This window comes from Streptomyces sp. NPDC054794, from assembly GCF_053611585.1.
Genome location: NZ_JBSHAQ010000013.1, coordinates 180,874 through 204,260 on the forward strand (window position 1 = coordinate 180,874; position 23,387 = coordinate 204,260).

The following is a 23,387-nucleotide window of genomic DNA, read 5'->3' on the forward strand; positions in this document are numbered from 1 at the left end:
GCGTCACGCTTTGATCAGTTCGGCGCCGTGCAGGGCGTCGGCCGCGGCGGCGACGGTGTCGAACGGCAGCCCGGACCGCTCGGCGACGTCCAGCAGACCGTGCTCGCCGTCGGAGAGGCTGAGCACCCACAACATGGCCATCTGCGCCTGCTTCGCGTCGCTGCGGCCGCCGAGCGAGTCGTACAACCCACGCCGGCCCAGCTGGGGCTCGCCGTGGGGGCTGAGGTTGACGTACCGCCGGTTGCGGTCGAGCACGGCGAATGCCTCGCGGCAGACGGCGAGCGTGTCCGCCATCGCCTCCGGGGAGACGAAGTCCAGGTTGTCCGCCGAGGTGTGGTACTCGGGGTAGCCGGCGTACGGGGTCCGGCTGAGCGAGCCCACGCCGAGATCGAACCCGGGCGAGCAGTACTGCCGCTCGTCGTAGCCGTACGGAGTGAACTCGGCGACGTGGTGCGGGCGTTCGGAAGCGGCCAGCACATGCCGCAGCACCCGGTCGATCTCCGCGTCGCCGCGCCTGCTCTGTTTGTACGTCAGCCGGCCCGGATCGCCGGCGCAGGCCAGCACCAGTCCGTGCTTGACCTGTTCCACCCGCTCCGCGTTGCGGGCCAGCCAGGTGATGGCCCCGATGGTGCCGGGCGCGAAGATGAACCGGTAGGTGTAGTACGGCGTTTGTTCCGCCAACGCGCGCGCCAAGTACGTCGCCACCGCTATGCCGGCCAGGTTGTCGTTGGCCAGCGACGGGTGGCAGACGTGGCAGGAGACGATCACCTCGTCGGCGACCTGCCCGGGGACCACGTGCTCGGCGTAGGTGAGGTGGCCGTCGGCGAGTGTGGAGTCGATGCGCACCTCGTACTCGCCGTCCGGCAGCGCGTCCAAGGTCTCCTGGGCCAGGCAGAACCCCCATTCCGGCTTGTAGTAGCTGGTGCGGTACGGCACCCAGGACGGATGGTCCGGCAGGGTGTGCAGGTGTCCGCGCAGCTCGGCCAGCGGCATGGTCGCCGACACCGGCACGCTGTAGCCGAGCACATGCAGGCTGGACTCGGCGAAGTCGACGACCCGCTTGCCTGCGGAGTCGGCGATGTACGCCTCCCGGATGTTCCACTCCTGCGGCACCGTCCAGTCGAGGACCTGAGTCCCGGTCGGCACCTCGTGCACCTGCAATGGAACGTACTCGCCGACGATCTCCAGGGTGGCGCGCACACCGTCGCCGGTGATGCTCCGGCACAGCGGGTACAAGCGCTCCACCAGCGCGTACATCTCCTCGCCTGCCGTGGTCATGGGCGCCACCGCAGGGTGTCGTCGACGGTGCCGGCGTCGGACGCCGCGCGCAGCACGGCCAGCCGGGTGAAGCGCCGCTCGAAGTCCTCCCGGGTCAGCCCGTGTTTCCGGTAGGCGTCGGCGAGTTCGAGCGCGCCCTGCTTCACCGTCCACTCGCAGTCGAAGCCGGGTATCGCCGTGCGGAACCGGGAGAAGTCCACGCGGTACGACCGCGGATCGGCGCCGTTCTCCCCGGTGATCACCACGCGCGAGTCGCCCACAGCCTCGGCGACCTGCTCGGCGATCTCGGCGACCGTGACGTTGTTGATCTCGCTGCCGATGTTGAACGCCCGGTCGTGCACCGCTTCCCGCGGCGCGACCAGCGCGGCCGCGAAGGCCCGTGCGATGTCGGCGGCGTGCACCAGCGGGCGCCAGGGGGTGCCGTCGGAGAGCACCAGGACTTCGCCGGACAACAGGGCGTGCCCCACCAGGTTGTTCAGCACGATGTCGGCGCGCAGCCGGGGCGAGTAGCCGAAGGCCGTGGCGTTGCGCATGAACACCGGGCTGAAGTCGCCGTCGGCCAGCGCGTGCAGGTCGTCCTCCACCCGCACCTTGGACTCCGCGTACGGTGTCACCGGCCGCAGCGGGGCGTCCTCGGCCACCAAGTTCGACAAGTCGGGGTCGCCGGCGGCGCCGTAGACCGAGCAGGTCGACGCGTACAGGAAGCGCCGCACTCCGGCGTCGCGGCCCAGTTGGGCAAGGCGCACGGACGCGTGGTGGTTGATGTCGTAGGTGAGCTCCGGCGCGAGCGACCCCAGCGGGTCGTTGGACAGCGCGGCCAGGTGGATCACGGCGTCGACTCCGGCCACGTGTTCGGCCGTGACGTCGCGCAGGTCCACCCGGTGCCCCGACGGGTCCGCGGGCGTCGGGCCAAGGACGCAGTCGGCGAACAGTCCGGCGTCCAGGCCGACGACCTCGTGCCCGGCGGCCGCGAGGACGGGGGCCATCACGGTGCCCAGGTAGCCCTGGTGTCCGGTGAGCAGTACGCGCAAGGTTCATTCCCCCAGGTTGAGAGTGAGTTTGGTGACGGCGAACGCCTCGGCGTAGCGCGCGTTGCTTTCGATGCCGCGGATCCGGGCCAGCCCGAGGAAGGCCTCGCGGTCGTACCAGGGCCGGTGCCGCTGCGAGGGGTAGTGCTCCTGCAGCAGGCCCACCTTCCGTTCGGCGATCTCCTCCGACAGTGGCTGGTACACCGCCGGACGGCCGAGGTCGCCGTCCCACTTGACGATCTCGTAGCCGAGTACGAGGTGGTCGCGGAAGGCGGTGGTCATCAGCTTCGCCAGGCCGCGGTGGTCCTGGTGCGCGTCGTCGGTGCGCGGGGCCAGGACGAGGTCCGGCTCGGTCTGCGCGCGCAACTCCTCGACCGCGCCCTTGGCCTCGTCCCAGTGCGCGGGCAGCCGTCCGTCGGGCAGTTTGTGCACGGTGAGGCGCAGGTCGGCGCCCGGGCAGAAGGCGGCGAGCGCGGCCTGCTCCTCCTGCTCGCGCTCGCTGCCACCGCCGGAGAGCACCAGTGCGTCGACGCGCAGACCCGGCCGCGCGAGGCACATCGTCAGGAGTGTGCCGCCGGCGCCGATGGCGATGTCGTCGCAGTGCGCGCCCACCGCGACGATCCGGTCCAGGCGCTCGGCGCCGAGGCGTATCACGCCCTCGCTCCGAAGCCGCTGCCGGTCGCGCTCGCGCCGTCCCGTTCCCACACGGCCCACGGGCGGTCGCCCCGGGCGTACGCCTCGTCGAGCGCGGCGCGCTCCTTCACGGTGTCGGTCGGCTTCCAGAAGCCGCGGTGCTGGTGCGCCACCAGCCGTCCACGCTTGGCCAGTTGGGCGCATCCGTCGGCGACCAGGTCCCCGTTCTCCGGGATGTGGTCGAAGACCTCCTGGCGGAGCACGAAGTAGCCGCCGTTCTCCCACAGCGGCAGTTCGCTCACCGGGGTGATGCCTCCCACCAGGCCGTCCTCGCCCAGGTCCACGCAGTGGAACGAGGACTGCGGCGGCACCACCATCATCGAGGCACCGGCGTCGCGTTCGGTGAACCGGTCGATCATCTCCGGCAGCGGGGCGTCGGTCAGCACGTCGGCGTAGTTGGCGAGGAACATCTCGTCCCCGTCCAGGTGCTGCCGCACCCGGCGCAGCCGTTCCCCGATCGGTGACTCGATACCGGTCTGCGCGAACGTGATCGTCCAGTCCGAGATGTCGGTGGACAGCAGCTCGGTCCGACCGCCGCGCAGCACGAAGTCGTTGGACGTCGTCTCCTCGTAGCTGAGGAAGAAGTCCTTGATGTGGTGCGCGCCGTATCCGAGGCACAGGATGAACTCCGTGTGCCCGAAGTGCGCGTAGTAGCGCATGACATGCCAGATCAGCGGTCGCGGTCCGACCATCGCCATGGGCTTGGGGACGTCGTCGGAGGCACCGTTGCGCATCCGCATCCCGTAACCGCCGCAGAACAGAACGACCTTCATGACCCCACCTCGACGATGCTCAGTTCCGGGATGGGAAAGACCAGTCGGCCGCCCCAGTCGTGCACGAAGGACAACTGCTCGACCAGCTCGGCCCGGAGGTTCCACGGGAGGACGAGGACGTAGTCCGGCCGGTCGGCGGCTATCTGATCGGGCGGCAGGATCGGGATACGGGTGCCCGGGGTGAACCTGCCGTGCTTGTAGGGGTTGCGGTCGACCGTGTACGGGAGCAGGTCGGGCCGGATGCCGCAGTGGTTGAGCAGGGTGTTGCCCTTGCCCGGGGCGCCGTAGCCGACCACCGTCTCGCCGCGCTCGGCCGCCTCGATGAGGAACCGCAGAAGGTCCCGGCGCACCTTGGCCACCCGAGCGGAGAACTCGGTGTACCCGGACAGCTCCTGCAGCCCGGCCGCCTTCTCCCGGGCCAGCACGTCGGCCACGTGCTGCGTCGGCTCGCCGGCCACCTCGGCCGGCCGGGCCCACAGTCGGATCGAGCCGCCGTGCGTGGGCAGCAACTCGACGTCCACGAGCGCGAGTCCGCCGCTCGCCAGCGCCCGGATCGCGGACGCGACCGTGTAGTACTGGAAGTGCTCGTGGTAGATCGTGTCGTACTGGTTCTCCTCGATCAACGTCAGCAGGTGCTGCACCTCGATGGAGACCCAGCCGTCGTCGGCGACCAGGGCGCGCAGCCCCTGCGTGAACCCGACCACGTCGGGGATGTGCGCGTACACGTTGTTGGCCGCGACCAGGTCCGCCGGGCCGTGCTCGGCGCGGACGTCGGCGCCGGTGGCCGGGTCCAGGAACTTGGTGAGCGTGGGCACACCGGCGTCCCGCGCCGCGGCCCCCACGTTCACCGACGGCTCGATGCCGAGGCAGCGGATCCCCCGGTCCACCACGTGCCGCAGCAGGTACCCGTCGTTGCTCGCGACCTCGACCACGAAGGCCTCGGGGCCGAGACCCACCCGCTCCACGGCGTCGGCGACGAACGTGCGCGCGTGCTCCACCCAGGAGGTCGAGTAGGAGGAGAAGTACGCGTACTGCGTGAACGTCTCCTCCGGCGTGATCAGCGGAGGAATCTGCGCGAGCCAGCAGTCGGTGCAGACCCGCAGGTGCAGCGGGTACGCCGGCTCCGGCTGGTCCAGTTGGTCCGCGGCGAGAAAGCTCTCACACGGTGGCGTCGCCCCAAGGTCGACGACGCTCGCCATCGCTTCCGAGCCGCACAGTCGGCATCGTGTCATCTACTGTCCCCATCCCCCCTGCTCGCGCGGGTGTCCCCGCCACGAGCCAGTGCTGACCGACCCGCGATCGCGGTTCGGTACTCATCCACCAGGCGCTCAAGGCCGACGGCCGGGCTGAAACCCTGCTCGTACCGGCGCCGGGCCGCCTGGCCCATCTCCCGGTTGCGGACCGGCTCGCCCGCGATCCGGCGTATGCGGGACGCGAGCGAGGCGGGCTCGCCCGGCCGGTGCAGCAGTCCGGTCACCCCGTCCTCGACGAGTTCGACGAAGGCGCCGTGACCGGCGGCGACGACCGGGACCCCCGCCGCCATCGCCTCCACGACCACCAGACCGAACGCCTCCAGCCACGTCGAGGGAGCCACCACGGCGACCGACCGCGCGATGGCCTGCCGGCACTGAGCCGTGTCGCACAGGCCGACGTACCGCACGTCGTCCCGGCCCGCCGCCCAGGCGGTCACCTCTGGCTCCAGCGGTCCCGTGCCGGCGATCACCAGCGGCACACCCACACCGCCGCTCGCGGCGATCTCGTCCCACGCGGCCATGAGCAGCCGCACGCCCTTGGCCTCCGCGAGCCGGCCGAGATAGAGCAGATGCTCGCCGGCGCCCGACCGGCGGGCGTCCGGGTCGGGCACGAAGTTGTGCTTCACCGCCAGCCGTTCGGCCGGCATGCCGGCCCGCACGAGGACGTCGCGCTGCGCCGCGGAGATGCAGAAGAACCGCTCCACACCGGACCACCACCGCCGCCGGTTGACCGACATGCTGACCGCGAGCGGCACCGTCGCAAGCCGGGAGCTCCGGTAGCAGCCGTGCCGGACGGCGGGCAGCGGCGTGGACCCGACGCACTCGGTGCACGGCCGGCCGTCCCGTTGCAGCGTGCCGGGAGGGCAGATCTGGGTGTAGTTGTGCAGCGTGGCGACGGCGGGCACACCGGCGTCGGCGCAGGCGGCCAGCACCGCCGGCGACAGGAGCGGGAAGACGTTGTGGACATGCACCACGTCCGGCCGCTCGGCGCGCAGCCGGGCGGCGAGCTCCTTGCGGACCGCCGGGTTCCACGGCACCAGCAGCGGTAGCGCGACCTTGCCCGGCAGGGACCGGGCGGCGATGTCGTCGCTGCGCCGCTCGAACACCTCGACCCGGTGGCCGGCCCCGCGCAGCAGCGCCACCTCCTGGTCGACGACCTTGTTCTCCCCGCTCGGCTGCGCCGAGGCATAGCGGTTGTGCACCACGAGAACGTGCATGCTCAGCTCACCTCCGATCTCTGGGCCCATCGCGGTCTGCGTTGTCGAGGGACGTGGGGCGTCGGGAGGGGAGTGGCCGGGGCTGGTGTCGCCAGCAGCGAGGCGGCCACGGCCAGGTGCAGCAGATACGGCGAGGCGTCGCCCAGCCCGGCCTCGGTGTACGACGCGATCGCGCAGTAGCTGATCAGGAAGATCGCGCAGGCCCTCGACAGCGACGGTGGCCGCAGCAACGCGACACCGCCCAGCACGATGATGATCGCCGCCACCAGGCCGATGCCGATCATGCCCTGCTCGTTGTAGACGGCCAGCCAGCTGTTGTCGATCGGCAGCCCGCCGAACGACTTGTCGCCCAGGCCCACGCCGAACAGGTACTCCGAGGTCGTCCGAGGTGCTGTCAGCAGGGCGTGCCACACCTTGGCCCGACCGGTGAGGCTGGTGAAGTTCTCCTGGCTCTGTCCGCGCAGGAACCACGCCTGCAGCGCGGAGGCGAACCCCACCGCTGCCACCGTGGCGCACAGCACCGCCCAGACGAAGAACCGGCGGGCGGCGGCGCTGGTCAGGATGAGCGAGCCGATCGCCAGCGCCAGCCCGATGAGCAGGCCGAGCGTGGCCGTGCGGGTATGGGTCAACGCGAGCAGGACGAGTGACGGCACGATGACCACCACCGCGCTGGTCCTGTCGGTCCGGTGGTCCAGTACGAGCAGCGCGGTGAGCCCGATGATCACCGCGGCGTATTGTCCGATCTGCGGCGGGGTGAGCGGCCACAACGCGCCGACCAGCCGCCCGCCGTAGAGGTCGGGCATGGCCGCGCCCGGTGAGGCGACCGCGCCGGCGGCCACCGACCCGAGCACCAGGAAGTACATCCGGATGTGGTGCCGGACGAACGTCAGGCTGCCGTCCCACCAGCGGCTGAGCAGCCACAGCGTGCCGACGAAGAGAGCCAGTCGGAAGCAGCGGAACAACGCGCCGAACCCGGACTCCAGGTTCGCGCTGGAGATCACGCTCTCCACCAGCAGCATGGTGAGCAGGAAGACGTAGGCGCTGGCCCGGATGCGCAGCCGGAGGTTGACCATGAGCGCCAGCGCGAACGCGGCGACCAGCGCGCCCATGGTGACCATCTGGATGAGGGAGCGGGGCAGCGGGACGATGGTCTTCGCCCCGGCGGAGCCGAGCGTGTTGAGGACCAGCAGCCCCCAGACCGTCCCGACGATCTTCGGCGTGTGGGACGTGTGGGCCGTGTGGTCGGTGTTCATCTCAACCACCGTCCTGCGCGCGGAAGGTGCTGCCCGCGTCCTGCTGGTACGGCGTGCCCTGCCACTGCCCGGCGTCGACCATCCGGCTCGGGTCGTGGGCGACGAACACCCACGGTCCGACGTAGACGTTGTCGTGCCAGCGGTTGTGCTGCTTGAGGGTGATCGCCTCGGCCACCCGATCGCCCTGGTAGGGCGACCAGTCCGGATAGGTGCCGTAGTTGGCCAGCACCGCCATGCGGTCGCACTTCACCGTGCAGTCGACGACGGACTTGTCCAGCACGAAGCGGTTGTTGTGGATGTCCACCCGCTGGGTCTTCCACCGGCAGTCGCCGTAGAGCGGTGCGGTGGCGATCGCCGGCTGTGCGCAGCGCTTGGTGTTCTTCACCAGCAACGTGCAGTCACCGGACGAGGTGTTGGCCGGGCTGTTGCAGAACCGGTCGGCGTTCTCCCACAGGGTGATCCCGGACCAGTTGTCCTCCAGCACGTTCCGGTAGATCTCGATCTTGTTCGTGCGGGCGTGGATCCTCGGTTCGCCGCCGGACTCGGAAAGGTAGATGGTCGCGAACGGGAAGTTGTCGCCGCGGTCGGCGTACTTGCGGCCCTCGACCCAGTTGTTCCGCCGGATCGTGTTCTTCCGGATGACCGCGTTGTAGCTGGTCTCGTAGATCAGCGCGGCACCGTCGTTGGCCTCCAGTAGGTTGTCCTCGATGCGGAAGTCGTTGTTGTTGGTGTCCGCCCACAACCCGGTTCCGCGGTTGTCGTGCACCCAGTTGCCGCGTACGTCGGCGCCGTTGACGGCCCAGAACTTGACGCCTCCGGTGCAGCCGCAGCCCGGCCGCCGCCGCTCCCAGTCGTCCGTGTTGTTGCCCACGATCTCGTTGCCCTCGACCACCAGACCGCTGAGACGGCCGGAGGCCTTGTACGCGTTCATGCCGTACTGACCGTTGTCGCGCAGGCAACTGGCGCGGACCCGCTGGTGGGCGCCCGCCATCAGCCCGGCGCCGGAGTTGTGCTGGATCGTCGTGTGCTCGATCACCCACCCGTCGGCCGAGTCATGGTTGACCACGCCCTCGTTCTGCGGGGCGACGAAACGCTGCACGGTCAGGTAGCGGATGGTGACGTTGCGGGCCGTGCCGCCGAACGCGTACTGGTTGGTCTTCCGGCCGTCGAGCACCGCACCCGGCGCGCCGACGTAGCTGTCCCCCTCCTTGGGGATGACCTGGGCGTAGCGGTCCGCCTCAAGCCTGTGCTTGCCCGGTCGAAGCCAGAACGTGGTGTGCGGGGGACTGCTCTTGGTCTTCGCGGCCAGGTCACCGACGACCGCAGGGTCGACCGTCACCGCGCCCGCCGGCGCCTTCGCCGGCCCGGCCGCGTGCTCGGCGCACACCCGGGCCACGGACGTGGCCGGCGCGGCGGTCGGCTTCGGCCGCGCGCCCGCCGTGCCCTCACAGCCGGTCGCCGCCAGCAGGGCCAGCGCCAGCGGTGCCGCCGGCCACGCCCAGTGCCGCCACTTGATCCCCAAGAGTCCGCCCCTGGGCGGCTTCTGACGACTCTCCGCGGCGGCGCGACGCCCGGTGCGTTCTTCTACTGCCTCAAGGGCGTGGGAGGTACCCCGACTCGCCGCACCGGCCGAGAGCCCAAGTACGCCCCCGCCGCGGGCGCTCCTTCCTCCACGGAGATCCATCAGAGGCCCCCTAGCCGTGGAACCTGAGCACGGTGGTGAACCCCTCCGTGCCGTCGGCGAAGCCCGTGCCGACCAGCGTGGTGGCGGGTTCCTTGCGCCCGAAGCCGGCGGAGTACCAGCCCAGCGGCGGGTCACTCTCGCCGCGATGCGCCCGCCAGCTCAGTTGCCCGGGCAGGTCGAGCGCCGCGGAGCGGTCCTCGCCGTCCCGGGTCCAGGTGAGCTGTGCCCGGTTCCCCACCAGGCCCGCGGCGATCGCCGGACCGAGGTGGAACGCCAGCCGCACCGCCCGGCGGGGGCCGCGCACCTCGTCAACCACCGTCAGCTCCTGGCTCGCGGCCGTCAGCTCCACCCTGCGGCGGTGCACGGAGCCCTCGTAACCGTCGTGCTCGGCGCACCAGCGGGCCGTGACCCCGTCCGAGGCGCCGGAGGTGTCCGCGACCAGGACACGGCTGCGGGCATGCCGGGTCCACAGGAACGGTCCGCCGGAGACGGACTGGTCACCGCCGTCCAGCTGCAGGGTGTTGTGGCCGAGGGTCGACCGGAAGTACTGCCGCCACGCGGGCTGCCCGTGGTAGCAGAACGTCCCCGGGTCGGCGAGCACGTCGACCCCGTCGTGCCGGACCTCCACGGACAGCGCGTCCGCGTGCGCATGCGCGGCGATGGACAGGAATCCGTGCGGACCACCGTCGCAGCGGCACCAGATCTCTTCCGGACCGCGCAGGATCGTCATACCCGCGTCGGCGAAATGGGCCGGCCGGCTTACCGGACGCGTCACGGCCGGGGCGTTCTCGATTTTCGAGTACGGCCGGATGAGCGCGGCCAGCAGCGCGGTGCGCACATCGGTGCCGGTCACCGTCGGCCACCAGGCGAGCCGACCGAACACGGCGTCCCCGGTGGCCAGCAGCGAGGCCCAGCGGTCGGTGCCGGCGCCGTCCACGACCAGACCGTGCCCGTCGTCCGAGTCTCCTTGACGCGGCGGCCGTAGCCGGCCGTCCACGACGGCCGCGAGCGCGTCGGTCATCCGCAACAGCACCCGCCGGACCGACGCGGGGACCGGCACGTCGGCGGCATCCGCCTCGGCCACGGCGGCCAGGCCGAGCTCCAGCACCAGTCCGTGATACTCGGTGGCCAGCTCGCGGTTGAGGCCGGAGTCGAAGGTGTTGCTGCGCAGCTGCCGCTCCAGCGACCGCAGCGCGTCGGCCCGCCAACGCGCCGAGGAGGGGAACCATCCGAACGCGCAGGCCGCGGCGAACTGCCCGGCGGCCTCGGCGATGACGTGGTTGTTCGCGGAGGACCCCCGGCTGGGGAAGGCGGCCAGCCAGCGTTGGTGATGCCAGATCTGGTTCAGCGCCACCGGGTTGCCCTCGAACAGCCCGGCCACGCCCGGCCAGCCGTCGAGCAGCCGGCGGATCCACACCCAGGACAGCAGCCGGATCCCCAGCTCGATGCCGCTGGTCCAGTGCACTCCGCGCAGCGGCGCGTTGCCCGCCCACCACGACCGCAGGTGTTCGGCCACCCGCTCGGCGTAGCGCACGTCCCCGGTGATCGCGTAGGCGGCGGCGAGCACGGTGAGGTACTGATGCCGGGACAGCTCCCAGATCTGCTTGATGTCCCCGACCGCGTCCTCGTTCCGGTACGGCACGTCGAAGGCGTAGCCCCACGGAGCCCGGCGCCCGGTCTTCGGGTCGTACCACCAGTCCGGGTCGGCCAGGTCGTCGCGGTCCACCCCGAAGTACTCGGCGTGCCCGGCCATCAGCCGGTCCGCCTCGGCGATGAGACGCTTCGCGGCGTCCGGTGGTACCGCGGCGATCGTCCCCGCGGGCAGTACGGCGGTGAACCGGGCACCGGTCACGCTCGGGCAGTCCGGCCGCGCCGACCGCCACCGCCGCCTGCGCACCGTGTCGCCGACCCGGCCGCCGACTTCCCGCGGCCCCATCCGGGACAGCCGCCGCAGGTACCAGCCCGCACTCCCCGACTTCACAGTCATCGCGCGCCCGCCAACGTCACCGGCGCGCCGCCGGCCAGACCGGCCTGCACGGCGAGGGTGGCCGCCGTGGTGGCGACCAACGACTCCAGCGGCACCGGCATCGGACCACCGGTCCGCACGGCCTTGATGAACGCGGCCAGTTCGGCGGACTGGCCCTTGTCCCGGGCCTTGGGCAACCGCGAACTGACCCACCGCTTGCGGGCGTACACCGAGGCACGGACGAAGTCGTCGAGCCGCAGCACCTTGCCGTCCGCGACGAGGTCCAGCGTCTCCTTGGGGAAGCCGGGCGCGCCGGTGGTGACGTAGCTGAGGGTGGCGGTGGACCCGTCCGGGTAGCGCAGCACGACCTGCAGGTCCTCGTTGCCGGACGTGGCGACCGCGTACACCGAGACCGGATCGGCCCCGAGCAGCCAGCTCGCCGTGTCGATGAAGTGTCCGCCCTCGCCGGCGAACCGCGAGCCCTCGGTGCCCTGTTGGAGGTACCAGCTGCCGTGCGCCAGCCGGCCCGCGTTGACCAGGTAGCGCAGGCTCGCCGGACCGGTCCGGGCGCCGAACCGCTTCCTGGCCTCCTGCAGCAGCGGTGCGAACCGGCGGTTGAAGCCCACCTGCAGCCGGTCGTTGCCGGACTCCTCCACCGCCGCGAGTACTCCGGCCAGTTCGTCCTCGGTGAGTGCCAACGGCTTCTCCACGAAAACCGTCTTGCCGGCCAGCAGCGCCTTCCGGGTCAGTTCGGCGTGTGAGCTGTGCCGGGTGACCACGAACACCGCGTCGATGGACTTGTCGCCGAGCACGGCGTCGAGATCCGTGGTCGCCGCGGCGAAGCCGAACTTGCGCTGCGCGTTGGCCGCGGACAGCGCCGTCGTGGTGACGACGGTCGACAGCTCGACGCCCTCGCGCTGCGCCAGGTGCGGCAGCAGCATCGACGTCGCGTAGTTGCCCGCGCCGACGAACGCCAGCCGCACCGGCGTCTTGGCGGCCCGGACCGAGGTGGGCACCGCGCCGCCGCGTCGCACCGCGGGCACGGCCACCGCCGGGGCCTGGGCCTCGGCGGTGGCCTCGGCGGTTTCGGGGTACCGGAACAGCACGGCCACGGCCTTCAGGTCGCCGTCCTTCAGGCTCCGGTACGTCTCGACGGCGTCGTCGAAGTCGGCGATGTGGGAGACCAAGGGCTCCACGTCGACGCGGCCGCGGGCGACGAGGTCGAGGAAGCAGGCCAGATTGCGGCGCTCGGTCCAGCGGACGTAGCCGATCGGGTAGTCCCGTCCCTCCAGTTCGTACCCCGGGTCGTAGCGCCCGGGGCCGTAACTGCGGGAGAACCGGACGTCGAGCTCCTTCTCGTAGTACGCGTTCCACGGCAGGTCCAGGCGGCACTTGCCGATGTCGACGACCCGGCCGCGGTCCCGGCAGAGCCGGGCGGCCAGCTCGACGGGTTGGTTGCTGCCGCCGCCGGCGGCCAGGTACACCTGGTCCACGCCGTGACCGTCGGTGAGTTCGGCGATCGCGGTTTCGACGGCCGCGGACGCGGGATCGCCGCAGGCCGCGGCGCCCAGCCGCTCGGCCAGCTCGCAACGCGTCGGGTCGGGGTCGACCCCGACGACGCGGACTCCCGAGGCGGTCAGCAACTGCACCACCAGCTGCCCGATCAGCCCGAGGCCGATGACCAGCGCCACTTCGCCGAGCCGTGACTCGCCTTGGCGGACACCCTGCATGGCGATCGACCCGACGGTGCCGAAGGCCGCGTGCCGCGGCGCGAGGCCCTCCGGCACCCGGGCGTAGAGGTTCTTCGGCACCCAGTTCAGCTCGGCGTGCAGCGCGTGCTCGTTGCCGGCGCAGGCCACGAGGTCGCCGACCTTCACATCGTCGATCCCGGTACCGACCTGCTCGACGACCCCGCACAGCGAGTAGCCCAGCGGCGTGTAGGAGTCCAGCTTGCCCATCACCTTGCGGTAGGTGGCGGGCACCCCGTTGGTGGCCACGCTCTGCATGACCTTGGCCACCTGGTCCGGCCGGGAGCGGGCCTTGCCCACCATCGACATGCCGGCCTCGGACACCTTCATGAGCTCGGTCCCGGTGGAGATCAGCGAGTAGGCGCTCCGGACCAGCACACCGCCCGGCTTGCACCCCGGCACCGGCACGTCGAGCAGTGCCAGTTCGCCGCTCTTGTAGTTCTGTACGACCTGCTTCACCCGAAGTCCCCTTGTTTCTACGCCGTCTTCTATGCCGCCGAGCGAGCGTTCCGGCCGGACCCGGAGGTCGCGTCGCGGTACCAGTACTCGAGGGTCAGCACATGCCACAGATGCTTGGAGAAGTCCCGCTGCCCGGCGGCGTCCTCGGCGACCATGCGCGCCAAGGCGTCGCGGCGCAGCAGCCCTGAACCGACGAGCACGCCGTCGTGCACCACCTCGCGCACCAGCGGTGCCAGGTCCCGGCTCATCCAGGCGCGCAGCGGGGCGCTGAACAGGCCCTTCGGCCGATACACGATGTCCCGGGGCAGGATCGAGGTGGCCGCCTCCTTGAGGACGGCCTTGCCCTGCCGTCCGACGATCTTGCGATCGCCGGGCACGGCGAACGCCGCCTTGACCACCTCGACGTCCACGTACGGCACCCGCACCTCGGTCGAAGCGGCCATGCTCGACCGGTCGGTGTACGTGAGGTTCAGGCCCGGCAGGAACATCCGGGCGTCGCCCAGGCACATGCGGTTGACGAAGTCGTCGAGGTCGTTGTCCTGGTAGATGTCCGCATGCTCGGTCAGCACGTCCTCGACCGCCGGGGCCAGGTCCGGATCGACCAGAGCGAGCAGCTCGTCCTGGTCGTACATGGTGTAGCTGCGCCGGAACGCGGTCTCCTCCGGCAGGTCGGCGAAGGAGAGGAACCGCTTCGCGAAGCGCACCGACCGGTACCCCCGCCGGGCCGTGGCGACCGGCAGCCGGTCCACGGCCCTGGACACCCCGCGCCGCAGGGGCCGCGGGATGCGCTGGTAGCGCAGCGCGATCAGGTTGGCCAGGTGCTTGCGGTAGCCGGCGAACAGCTCGTCGGCACCCATCCCCGAGAGCATCACCTTGACCCCGGCCTCCCGGGCGGCCGAGCAGATCAGGAACGTGTTGATCGCGGCGGGGTCGCCGATCGGCTCGTCCAGGTGGTACGTCATCTGAGGCAGCAGGTCGAGCACGTTCGGAGCGATCTCGATCTCATGCAGGTCGACGCCGAACCGCTCGGCCACCTGCCGGGCGTAGCGAAGGTCGTCCGGCATCGCCTCGAACTTGGCGTCCTCGGCGCGGAACCCGATCGTGTAGGCGGAGATGCCGGGTTGGTCGCGGGCCGCCAGCGCGGTCAGGTAGCTGGAGTCCAGCCCGCCGGAGAGGAAGGTCGCCACCGGTACGTCGGAGAGCAGGTGACGCCGGGTCGACTCCTCGACGATGGCGGCGATGTCCGGCTGTTCGCCGCCCCGGGCCCGCTCCCGGGCCTCGGCGGCGACGTCCCGGAGGTTCCAGTACCGGCCCCGCTCCACTCGGCCGTCAGGCCGGCACCGGAGCCAGCTCCCCGGCGGGAGCTTCTCCGCTTCGCGGAACGCGCACCGTGAGTCCGGCACCCAGTAGTACAGCAGCGAGGCCACCAGCGCGGCGTGGTCCACCTGCAGCGACCCGCCGGTCACGGCGGCGAGCGCCTTGAGCTCGGAGGCGAACAGCAGGCCCTCGCCGCGCCGGAGCAGGAACAGCGGCTTGATGCCGAGCTGGTCGCGGGCGAGCACCAGTTCACCGGTTCGCTCGTCGAAGATCCCGAACGCGAACATGCCGCGCAGCCGGGGCAGACAGTCCGTGCCCCAGCGCCGCCAGGCCTCCAGCAGCACCTCGGTGTCGGAGGTACCGCGAAAGCGCACCCCGGCGGCCGACAACTCGGCGCGCAGCTCGGGGGCGTTGTACAGCTCGCCGTTGTACGTCAGGACGAGGCCGTCCGAGACCATCGGCTGGGCGCCGGTCTCGGACAGGTCGATGATGGCCAGCCGACGATGCCCGAGGTGTACCTCGCCGTCGCCGACGGGGTGGCTGTAGCGGCCCGCCCCGTCCGGACCGCGGTGGGCCAGGGTGTCGGTGAGCCGGTCGGTCACGACCTTCCCGTCCGGCCATCGGTAAGTGCCTGCGATGCCACACATGTCCTACCGCGCCTCCTGGTCGCTGTCCGGGACCCGCGCCGCCCACATCGGCAGCCGCTCCGCCCCTCGCCGGCCCGTCCCGTTCTGTCGGGCCGGCCGCTCGTTCTGACCGCGCAGCGCGGTGTGCAGCCCGTCCCACAGCGTGCCGTCGGTCCGGTCACGCGGATCGGGGTCGATCAGCACCACACCGATCACCGGAATGCGCTGGTCCGCGAGCTGACGCGCCACGGTGTGCAGCCATGCGGCGTTGCCGTGCCCGGCACGCACGACGAGCACTGTCTGAGTGCCGAGGTACTGGAGGTCGGTCCACGCCGTGCCGGGCGCCACCGAGCCGACGCCGAGCCGGCGCTCCTGATCCGACACGTCCGCGGCACGTTCGCCGCTGACCACGGTCGGGTCTCCTGGCTTCGGGCTGCGCTTGGCGAGCTGCAAGCCGGGCAGACCATCGATGACGACCACCGGCCCCTCCGCCGCCAGTGCTCTGCCGAGGTTCAGGGCGATCACGCTCGTGCTGCGCGCACAGCCCAGTTCCAGCAGCGACAACGGTTCCGCACAGTCGCGCACGGTGCGGGCCAGGGACGCGGTGAGCCGCTCGCGGGCCGCCCGGATCCGTCGGCGCTGCCACAGCCTGCCCGACCGGCGGGGCAGCTCCGCGATGACCGAGGCCCCGAGGTTCGCCGCGATCTCCCGGCGCAGCACGGGGCGGTCCGCCACCACCGCGCCGACCGCGGCCAGCGCGAGCCCGAGGACGAGCCCGAGGACGAGCCCGATCGCGGCGTTGGTGGCGGCGGACTTGGGCAGGGAGTGCGGCAGCGCGCGCGGGGCGTCCACGATCTGTGTGCCGGCGATGAGTTGGGGTGTGCCGATGCGCGCCTCCGCGGCGCGTTGGCTGAAGTCGGAGATCCGCGAGGTGAGCTCGGCCCGGCGGGCGAAGAGCGACTCCAGGTCCGCCGACGCGTTCGGCCCGCTCGCCGACGATCCGTCACCGATGGTCTTGTTGACCTTGGCGAGTTCGCCCCGCAGCCGGTCACGCTGGTCGAGCAGGGCCTTGGCCTCGGCGCTCGCGGCCTGCTGAATCCGCTTGACGTGGTCCGCGACGAACGCATCGGCCAGCGCCTTGGCGCGGGCCATCGCATGCGCGTCGCTGTCACCCGTCACAGTGATCTGCAGCAGGTTGTTGGTCAAGCCGATGCCCGAGTATTCCCCCATGAAGTCCTCCGGTTTTTCCGGGGACTTGAGGGACCGCAGGGCTTCGTCGGCGATCTGCGTGGTCTGCAGCAGCGCGGCGTCGGTGCGGATCAGCGTTCCGGGGTCGTTCGGCTGGTCCTCCCGATGCGCGACCAGCACCTTGGTCACCGCGGTCGGCGGCGGCGGCAGCAGGACCGCCATCGCCGCGCCGACGAGCAGCCCCAGCAGCGCCATGGAGCACCAGAGACGGCGCCGCCTGCGGACGGCCACCACCAGTGCCTGCAGGTCGAGCAGTGGAGCGGAGGTCGACGACTCCGAAGTCGTACTCGTCGTCACCCTGAACTTCCCTTCGCGTCGTCGCCAACCGCGAGCACCGGCATGGCGACATCGCGAGGACGGCCGACAGATCGCACCGGACGGGACCGGACCAGGCCGGCGAGGACGATGCCGACGACCTCGTGCTTGGCGTCCGCACACGCCTCGGCGATGCCGGCGAGCTCCCCTGCGGTCCAGTTGCCCGCGCTCAGCACGACCAGGGCGCCGGACTCCTTGTCGCGGTCCGGCACCAGCGGTTGGGACACCGAAACCTCCACCACCCGCAGCATGGGGTTTCCCTTGCCCGAAGAGCTTGCGGAAGGATCGCTCTCGGCCTCGGCGACGAGCTGCCCGGCGGCCCGGCGGGCGATCTCGTCGCCGTCCGGGACGACGACCAGCAGCCGCCGGGGGGCCGGCAGTTGGTCCCGGAGGCGGGCGCACACCCGCCGGTAGCGGATCTGCCTGTCGGCCTCGTCGCCGGACGCCTGCGGGGTCGGCATGTCCCACCGGATGTCGGTGCCCAGCAGACGACGGATCCGGGCCCGCGGCCCACGGCCCTGCGGCCGGTGCGTGGGCCGTTCACCGGGTACGTCGACGGTGCCCAGCAGCGTCGAACCCAGCGCCGCGGCGATCTCCGGTTGCGTGCGAAGTCGGCGGCTCATCCGGGCCGCGGTGAGATGGCCGATGACCCCGAACAGGAAGAACAGCAGCGCCCCGGCGACGATGAGCTGCATCCTCGTCGGCGGTGCCTCGCCGGCCGGCCGGGCCGCCGGCCCCATGACGACCATGTTGGCCTTGTTGGCGGCCGGGTCGGCCTGGTCCAGCTTGTTGACGGCCTCCTGCAGCGAGGTGCGCAGCTTCTCCAGCTCGGTTCGGGCCTGCACGCTCTCCACCGTCTGCCCCGGGTCGGCCGCGTCGGCCAGCTTGGTGATGCGGCGGCTGGTCTGCATCACCGTCTGCTGCAGTGCCTCGCGCTGCGCCGCCGCTTCGGGGTCGGAGTTGTCGTCCATGACCCGCGCGGCGAATGCGACGAACTGCTGGGCCACCTGGTCGGAGAGCTGCTGTGCGCGCTTCGGGGTCTCGGCCGTGCCCGAGATCTTGATGATGTTCCCGTCGGCGGCCGTGGCGCTCACCCGATCCCGCAGTTCGCTGCCGCTGACCCCGCTCCAGTCGAGCGTGGCGGCCGCGCGGTCGACCACCACCGAACTGGTCGCGATCTGCGCCTGGGTCAGCAGCTCGCGCTCCTCCCACGCTCCCGGCAGCAGTACCGAGGCCGACGTCGTGTAACGCGGCGGGAACAGCAAGGAGGTGCCGTAGCCGAGGAGCGCACCCACCAGGGCGAGGGTGGTGAGAAGCCGCCAGCGGCGACGGATAATCCGTCCGATCGTGACCAGGCGTATCGTGTCATCGTTCAACGGCGCGGCCTCCGCCCTGCCCGGTTCGAGTGGCCGGCCGACGCCGGGGCGTGGTCACGGCAGGCAGCGGCGTAGGCGGTGAGCAGCGATCGCTGGGAGTTCCGCCAGGCGAGCGGCCCGCTGATCCGCTCCTGGCCGATCTTGCCCATCAGGGCCCGCTTCTCCGGATCGTCCATCAGCAGCGAGATGAGCCGCGCGAACTCGGCCTCGTCGTTTGCGGGCGCGTAGACGGCGGCCTCACCGGCGGAGACTCGCGCCTCCCGGAGGTCGAACGAGACGACCGGCCGGCCCATCACCATGTACTCCAGGACCTTGTTCATGGTCGACACGTCGTTGAGCGGATTGTGCGGGTCGGGGGAGAGGCACACGTCCGCCGTGGACAGGTAGCGCACCAGATCGGCGTCCGGAATGCGTCCGGTGAACTGCACCTGCTCCGCGAGCCCGAGCCGCCGGGACAGCTCCACCATCGCGTCGAAGGTGTCACCGGCGCCCACGAACACCGCGTGCCAGTCGGTCCGCCCGAGTTCGTCGCGCAGCTTCGCGAGGGCCCGCAAGGCGTAGTCGACGCCGTCCTGCGGGCCCATGACGCCGAGGTAGCACAGCAGATGGGGCTTGCCGTGCTTCAGCTCCGGCTCGGGCGGTACGGGGTGGAACCGGTCGATGTCGGGCGCGCTGCGCACCACGAACACGTCCTCCGGCCGTCGGCCACCCCGCCGCACCGCGACGTCCCGGTAGCTCTCGTTCGTGGCGAGCACGATGTCCGCGGCCCGGTAGGTCCGCCGTTCCAACGCGCACACGGCGCGGTAGAGCAGATCCTCGCCGCGGCCGAACCGGGAGAGGTACAACTCGGGTACCAGGTCGTGCTGGTCGAAGACGAACCGCGCTCCGCGCCGCTTCATCCACAGGGCCGGCAGGAACAGCAGGTCGGGTGGGTTGCAGGCGTGCACCACGTCGACCGGGCCGACCTTCCGGGCCAGCCGGACCGTATGCCACAACGCCGATCCGTACTCCCGCAGGTAGCCGGCCGGCCCTCCGGTGGCCGCGCGCAACGGGTAGCGGTGGATCCGCACCCCGTCGATCACCGCCTCCGGCTCCGTGTCCCGCTTGCTTCCCTGCGGACAGATGACGTCCACCGTCCAGCCCGCGTCGCGCAGTGTCGTGCACTCCTGCCACACCCGCCGGTCGAACGGCACCGACAGGTTCTCCACCAGGATCAGCGCGCGCCGGCCCGGCCGGTCGCCGCTGGTCGTTTCACCAAGCAAGGCCCACGTATCCCGGTTCGGCCCGGCGCGCCTCGGCGTCGGGAAGGCGGATGAGATCGATGATCACCGGGCCGTCACCGTGGGGCAGCGCCGACAGCACGGCCGGATCCCTGGTTCCGACCAGGCACACCTCGGCGTGCTCAAGCACCTCGTCGACGGAATCCGCGAGCAGTTGCGCGAGGTGCGGCAGCCGGGTCTCGATGTACTCGCGGTTCGCGCCGAGCAGCCGGGAGAGGCTTACGTTGGCGTCGTGGATCCGCAGGTCGTACCCCTTGCCGAAGAGCCGCTCCGCCAGCTCGACGAGCGGGCTCTCGCGGAGGTCGTCGGTGCCGGGTTTGAAGGACAACCCGAACAGGCCCACCCGGCGCTTGCCGGTGCGCTCGACCAACTCCACCGCGCGCTGCAGATGATCGGAGTTGGAGGGCAGCACGTGCGAGAGGATGGGCACCGAGACGTCGGCCCGCTGCGCCGCGTGGACCAGGCTGCGCAGGTCCTTGGGCAGGCAGGAGCCACCGAAGGCGAAGCCGGGCCGCAGGTAGGCGGGGCTGATGTTCAGCTTGCGGTCGGCCAGGAACACGTCCATCACCTGGTGCGAGTCCACCCCGAGGGCCTGGCACACCGCGCCCAGCTCGTTCGCGAAACCGATCTTGAGGCCGTGGAACGCGTTGTCCGCGTACTTGATCGCCTCGGCCGTCGGGACCGGCACCCGGAACACCTCGCCGGGCAGGTCCTCATACAAGGCCGCCACCACATCGCCGCTCGCCGCGTCGAGTTCGCCGATGACGGTCTTCGGCGGGTCGAAGAAGTCCCGCACGCTCGTGCCCTCGCGCAGGAACTCCGGGTTGACCGCGACCCCGACGTCCACCCCGGCCGTACCACCGACGTACTTCTCCAGGATCGGCACCAGCAGGTTCAGGCAGGTGCCCGGGAGCATGGTGCTGCGGAACACGACCGTGTGCCGCCCGCCCCGCTCGGCCAGCGCGGCGCCGATCTCCTCGGTGACCCGCTCCAAGTACGTGGTGCACAGGCTGCCGTTGGGCTCCGACGGCGTGCCCACGCAGACCAGCGACACCTCGCTGTCCATGATCGCCTCGCGGACGTCGTCGGTGGCGCGTAGCGCTCCGGTCCGCACGACCTCGGCGACGAGCTCGCCGATCCCCTCCTCGACCACCGGGGCCTTGCCGTCGTTGACCAGGTCGACCTTCACCTGGTTCACGTCCACGCCGATGACCTCGTGACCCATGCTGGCCAGGCACGCGGCCGACACGCAGCCCACGTAGCCGAGCCCGAAAACGCTGACCCTCATGACCCGTTCCTCCCCCCCAGGCAGGCCGTTTTGGCCTGCGGTCCGCGCGCCGACCGGACGACGCCCCCCGCGCATCAGTAGGCCCCCTGCCCGTAGAGCACCGCACGCAGCGTCTTCCACAAGATCACTGTGTCCAGGGCGAGCGACCAGTCCTCCACGTACCGCAGGTCCAGCCGGACCGCCTCCTCCCACGACAGGTCGCTGCGTCCGCTGATCTGCCACAGGCCGGTGAGTCCGGGCTTGACCAGCAGCCGCCGCCGGATGTCCGGGCCGTAGGCAGCGGACTCCTCCGGCAGCGGAGGCCTCGGACCGACGAGCGACATCGATCCGGTGAGTACGTTGAAAAGCTGCGGCAGTTCGTCGATCGAGTACCGGCGCAGCACTGCTCCCACACGGGTCACCCGCGGATCCCGGCGGAGCTTGAACAGCGGGCCGGCGCCCTCGTTGAGGCCGGCCAGCCCGGCACGTGCCCGGTCAGCCCCGGCGACCATGGTGCGGAACTTGTAAATGGTGAACTCGCGGCCGCCCTTGCCGACCCTGCGCTGGCGGTAGAACACCCCACCGCGACTGTCCATCAGCACGAGCAGCCCGACGAACACCATCAGCGGCGCGAACAGCATCAGCAGGATCGCCGCGCCCAGCCGGTCGACGACCACCTTGACCGCCCGGCGGCCCCCGGTGAAGGTCGGCATGCTGACCCGCAGCAGCGGGATCCCGAGCACCGCGTCGACGTGCAGCCGCGGGCCGGCCACCTCCATCAGCACGGGCGCCACGACCATCTCGGCGTCGCTGCCTTCGAGGTTCCAGGCCAGCCGCTGCAGACGGTCCGGTGACCAGTGCGGGTCCGGTGTGACCGCGACGACACGGTAGCCGTCGCGGTGGACGTGGCCCGCGACGTCCGCCAGTCGGCCGACGACCGGCACTCCGTCCAGGAGGTCACCGTCGAGTCCGAAGCCGTCCGTCGTGCACACCGCATCCACCCGCCAACCGAGGTGCGGGAACTTGCGGGTACGGGTTATCAGGTCGCGCACGGTGTCCGGGCTGCCGGCCGCGAGCACCGGTCTCAGACAGCGCCCTTCCTTGCGCTGCTTGTGCAGCCCGAGGCGCAGCAGATACCGCACGGTCATGGTGACGAGCGCGATCGCGGGGATCGCGACGAAGATCCAGAGCTTGATGTTGCGCGAGGTGAGAGCGATCCCACCGAGCGCCAGTACGACGGTCGCCGCGAACAGCGAACGTCCGAGCCGACGGAATTCCTCGGCGCCCTGGCCGAGCACGGCCGGAGCCCACGCGCGGCTCACCGCGAGCGCCCCCAGCACCAGTAGCTCGGTGCCGAACGCGAGAATTCCCCACTTCTCATGCCAGTTGGCCGCGTCCCGGGCCCCGAAGAAGTTGCCGATCGCCGCCACCACGCAGGCGGTGGCCACGGTGTCGCTGGTGATCACGGTACGGCGGTACCGCTGCTCCCATTCGATCGCGGGCTGTCCCAATGCCCCGTTCGCCAGACGCCCGCGCGCCGACGGAAACGGGCTGACTAGTCCCCCTTGCCGCACAGAACCCCCCAGGTCCCCAGTGGTTCGACGTGTCCGCCGAACCCTGTTGCTCCCCCCGGGAGGCCCCCGCCCCCCGGCACTGCCTCCGCTCGGGAGGCCCCCACCCTCCGCGTCGCGCTGTTCTTCCTCGCGGGAGGCCCCCGCCCCCACGCATACATCCCTGCTGTTTCAGATCTACTTGAACGACCCACCCTGGCGGCAGCGGACTCGCAGGTCCTGCCATGCACCCCAGGTGCGCGGAAACCCGTCGAAACCTCGGGTGTTCCCTGCACCCAAGGCCCCGCTCGGACCTAAGAATTGATCACCCCCACGTCCGACGCCGGGGACGTGACTTCTGGCTTTCCTTGACGCCGGACCCATAGATCGTTAATTGGTCGTCTCGTGTTCGAGCAGCTGAAGCACGGTCAATCTAGACCATCGGGGCCAGTATGAAGAGGGGGATGTATGTAATTTGTGCTCAAGCTGTGAGGCTGGATCCATCGGTCGGCGTCGGCCGGCGGGTGCCCCGACGTCGCCGGGCGCTCCAACAGACCCTCCACGGCGCCCAGTTCGGCAACGACTTCCCGCTGCTCGTGCACTACAACGTGCCGCTGTGGGGGGCCCGACGTGGGCGGGGAGATCGACCCGGACGACGAGGCGCGCGACGTTCTTTTGACGCTCATCGACTCGTAGAACCTGGCTGAAAGACTCGAAAACATGGCCTGAACTGGGGGTTTACCCAGCAGAGACCACTTTCACAACTCCTCCATGGCGCATCGTACGGATGCGTGGCGAATTTGAAGCCGGCCGCGAAGAGCTCCTGACCTGCGACTTTGGTAGTGCACGCAATGTGTGGTGTGGGCGGGACAGGCGATATCCGGACGCTGAGATGACACGTGTGACGTCTATTTGGTGCTTGTTTCAACGGGGTGACAGAGGCTGACGATGTCGTCGACGTGATGGTGTCCCGCGTGATGGTGTAGCCGATCAACCTTGAGTAGTGCGCCGGTGTGCTCCGGCTGGTGGTGTCCGCTCCCTGCGCATGAGGCGGGC

At 70.8% G+C, this 23,387-nt stretch carries 16 protein-coding genes; all 16 read right to left on the bottom strand.

Going from position 1 to position 23,387, the window contains the following annotated elements:
• Positions 1 to 3 precede the first annotated feature (3 nt).
• The 16 genes from ACWGKT_RS16630 to ACWGKT_RS16705 all read right to left on the bottom strand — a co-directional run bounded on the left by ACWGKT_RS16630 (position 4) and on the right by ACWGKT_RS16705 (position 22,355).
• On the bottom strand, positions 4 to 1,287 hold the full coding sequence (locus ACWGKT_RS16630; RefSeq protein ID WP_453274189.1) for a DUF4910 domain-containing protein: 1,284 nt from the start codon (positions 1,285 to 1,287) through the stop codon (positions 4 to 6).
• Complete coding sequence (locus tag ACWGKT_RS16635; RefSeq protein WP_453274190.1) at positions 1,275 to 2,309, bottom strand: NAD-dependent epimerase/dehydratase family protein; 1,035 nt, start codon at positions 2,307 to 2,309, stop codon at positions 1,275 to 1,277. Before ACWGKT_RS16635 ends, ACWGKT_RS16630 begins: the two co-directional genes overlap by 13 nt.
• A gap of 3 nt (positions 2,310 to 2,312) precedes the next feature.
• Positions 2,313 to 2,960, bottom strand: coding sequence for a PIG-L deacetylase family protein (locus tag ACWGKT_RS16640; protein ID WP_453274191.1), 648 nt, complete (start codon positions 2,958 to 2,960; stop codon positions 2,313 to 2,315).
• Positions 2,957 to 3,772: a glycosyltransferase family protein gene (locus ACWGKT_RS16645; protein WP_356155801.1), complete on the bottom strand. Its 816-nt coding sequence runs from the start codon at positions 3,770 to 3,772 to the stop codon at positions 2,957 to 2,959. Before ACWGKT_RS16645 ends, ACWGKT_RS16640 begins: the two co-directional genes overlap by 4 nt.
• Positions 3,769 to 5,004, bottom strand: a complete 1,236-nt coding sequence (locus tag ACWGKT_RS16650; RefSeq protein WP_453274192.1) for a class I SAM-dependent methyltransferase — start codon at positions 5,002 to 5,004, stop codon at positions 3,769 to 3,771. Before ACWGKT_RS16650 ends, ACWGKT_RS16645 begins: the two co-directional genes overlap by 4 nt.
• Positions 5,001 to 6,242, bottom strand: coding sequence for a glycosyltransferase (locus ACWGKT_RS16655; protein ID WP_453274193.1), 1,242 nt, complete (start codon positions 6,240 to 6,242; stop codon positions 5,001 to 5,003). Before ACWGKT_RS16655 ends, ACWGKT_RS16650 begins: the two co-directional genes overlap by 4 nt.
• Positions 6,243 to 6,244: 2 nt before the next feature.
• Positions 6,245 to 7,495 (bottom strand): O-antigen ligase domain-containing protein, encoded by a 1,251-nt coding sequence (locus ACWGKT_RS16660; RefSeq protein ID WP_453274194.1) that lies wholly within the window; start codon positions 7,493 to 7,495, stop codon positions 6,245 to 6,247.
• 1 nt (position 7,496) lies between these two features.
• Entirely contained in the window at positions 7,497 to 9,017 is a 1,521-nt protein-coding gene (locus tag ACWGKT_RS16665) for a right-handed parallel beta-helix repeat-containing protein (protein WP_453274195.1), read from the bottom strand.
• Positions 9,018 to 9,189: 172 nt separating this feature from the next.
• Positions 9,190 to 11,166: an alginate lyase family protein gene (locus tag ACWGKT_RS16670; RefSeq protein WP_453274196.1), complete on the bottom strand. Its 1,977-nt coding sequence runs from the start codon at positions 11,164 to 11,166 to the stop codon at positions 9,190 to 9,192.
• Complete coding sequence (locus ACWGKT_RS16675; protein WP_453274197.1) at positions 11,163 to 13,352, bottom strand: bi-domain-containing oxidoreductase; 2,190 nt, start codon at positions 13,350 to 13,352, stop codon at positions 11,163 to 11,165. Before ACWGKT_RS16675 ends, ACWGKT_RS16670 begins: the two co-directional genes overlap by 4 nt.
• Before the next feature lie 29 nt (positions 13,353 to 13,381).
• Positions 13,382 to 15,316, bottom strand: a complete 1,935-nt coding sequence (gene asnB, locus ACWGKT_RS16680) for an asparagine synthase (glutamine-hydrolyzing) (RefSeq protein WP_453274198.1) — start codon at positions 15,314 to 15,316, stop codon at positions 13,382 to 13,384.
• 3 nt (positions 15,317 to 15,319) lie between these two features.
• Positions 15,320 to 16,840: a Wzz/FepE/Etk N-terminal domain-containing protein gene (locus tag ACWGKT_RS16685; protein ID WP_453274199.1), complete on the bottom strand. Its 1,521-nt coding sequence runs from the start codon at positions 16,838 to 16,840 to the stop codon at positions 15,320 to 15,322.
• Positions 16,837 to 18,234, bottom strand: coding sequence for a Wzz/FepE/Etk N-terminal domain-containing protein (locus ACWGKT_RS16690; protein WP_453274200.1), 1,398 nt, complete (start codon positions 18,232 to 18,234; stop codon positions 16,837 to 16,839). Before ACWGKT_RS16690 ends, ACWGKT_RS16685 begins: the two co-directional genes overlap by 4 nt.
• Positions 18,231 to 19,496: a glycosyltransferase family 4 protein gene (locus tag ACWGKT_RS16695; protein ID WP_453274201.1), complete on the bottom strand. Its 1,266-nt coding sequence runs from the start codon at positions 19,494 to 19,496 to the stop codon at positions 18,231 to 18,233. Before ACWGKT_RS16695 ends, ACWGKT_RS16690 begins: the two co-directional genes overlap by 4 nt.
• A complete protein-coding gene (locus tag ACWGKT_RS16700; protein ID WP_453274202.1) occupies positions 19,486 to 20,802 on the bottom strand; it encodes a nucleotide sugar dehydrogenase in 1,317 nt (438 codons plus the stop codon). Before ACWGKT_RS16700 ends, ACWGKT_RS16695 begins: the two co-directional genes overlap by 11 nt.
• A 74-nt stretch (positions 20,803 to 20,876) precedes the next feature.
• Complete coding sequence (locus tag ACWGKT_RS16705) at positions 20,877 to 22,355, bottom strand: sugar transferase (protein ID WP_356155769.1); 1,479 nt, start codon at positions 22,353 to 22,355, stop codon at positions 20,877 to 20,879.
• Between the last annotated feature and the right edge of the window lie 1,032 nt (positions 22,356 to 23,387).

Bases quoted from the DNA above. Each gene is read 5' to 3' on its own strand.
- ACWGKT_RS16645 (WP_356155801.1), bottom strand. From the start codon at position 3,772: ATGAAGGTCGTTCTGTTCTGCGGCGGTTACGGGATGCGGATGCGCAAC.
- ACWGKT_RS16650 (WP_453274192.1), bottom strand. From the start codon at position 5,004: ATGACACGATGCCGACTGTGCGGCTCGGAAGCGATGGCGAGCGTCGTC.
- ACWGKT_RS16655 (WP_453274193.1), bottom strand. From the start codon at position 6,242: ATGCACGTTCTCGTGGTGCACAACCGCTATGCCTCGGCGCAGCCGAGC.
- ACWGKT_RS16660 (WP_453274194.1), bottom strand. From the start codon at position 7,495: ATGAACACCGACCACACGGCCCACACGTCCCACACGCCGAAGATCGTC.
- ACWGKT_RS16670 (WP_453274196.1), bottom strand. From the start codon at position 11,166: ATGACTGTGAAGTCGGGGAGTGCGGGCTGGTACCTGCGGCGGCTGTCC.
- asnB (WP_453274198.1), bottom strand. From the start codon at position 15,316: ATGTGTGGCATCGCAGGCACTTACCGATGGCCGGACGGGAAGGTCGTG.
- ACWGKT_RS16700 (WP_453274202.1), bottom strand. From the start codon at position 20,802: ATGAGGGTCAGCGTTTTCGGGCTCGGCTACGTGGGCTGCGTGTCGGCC.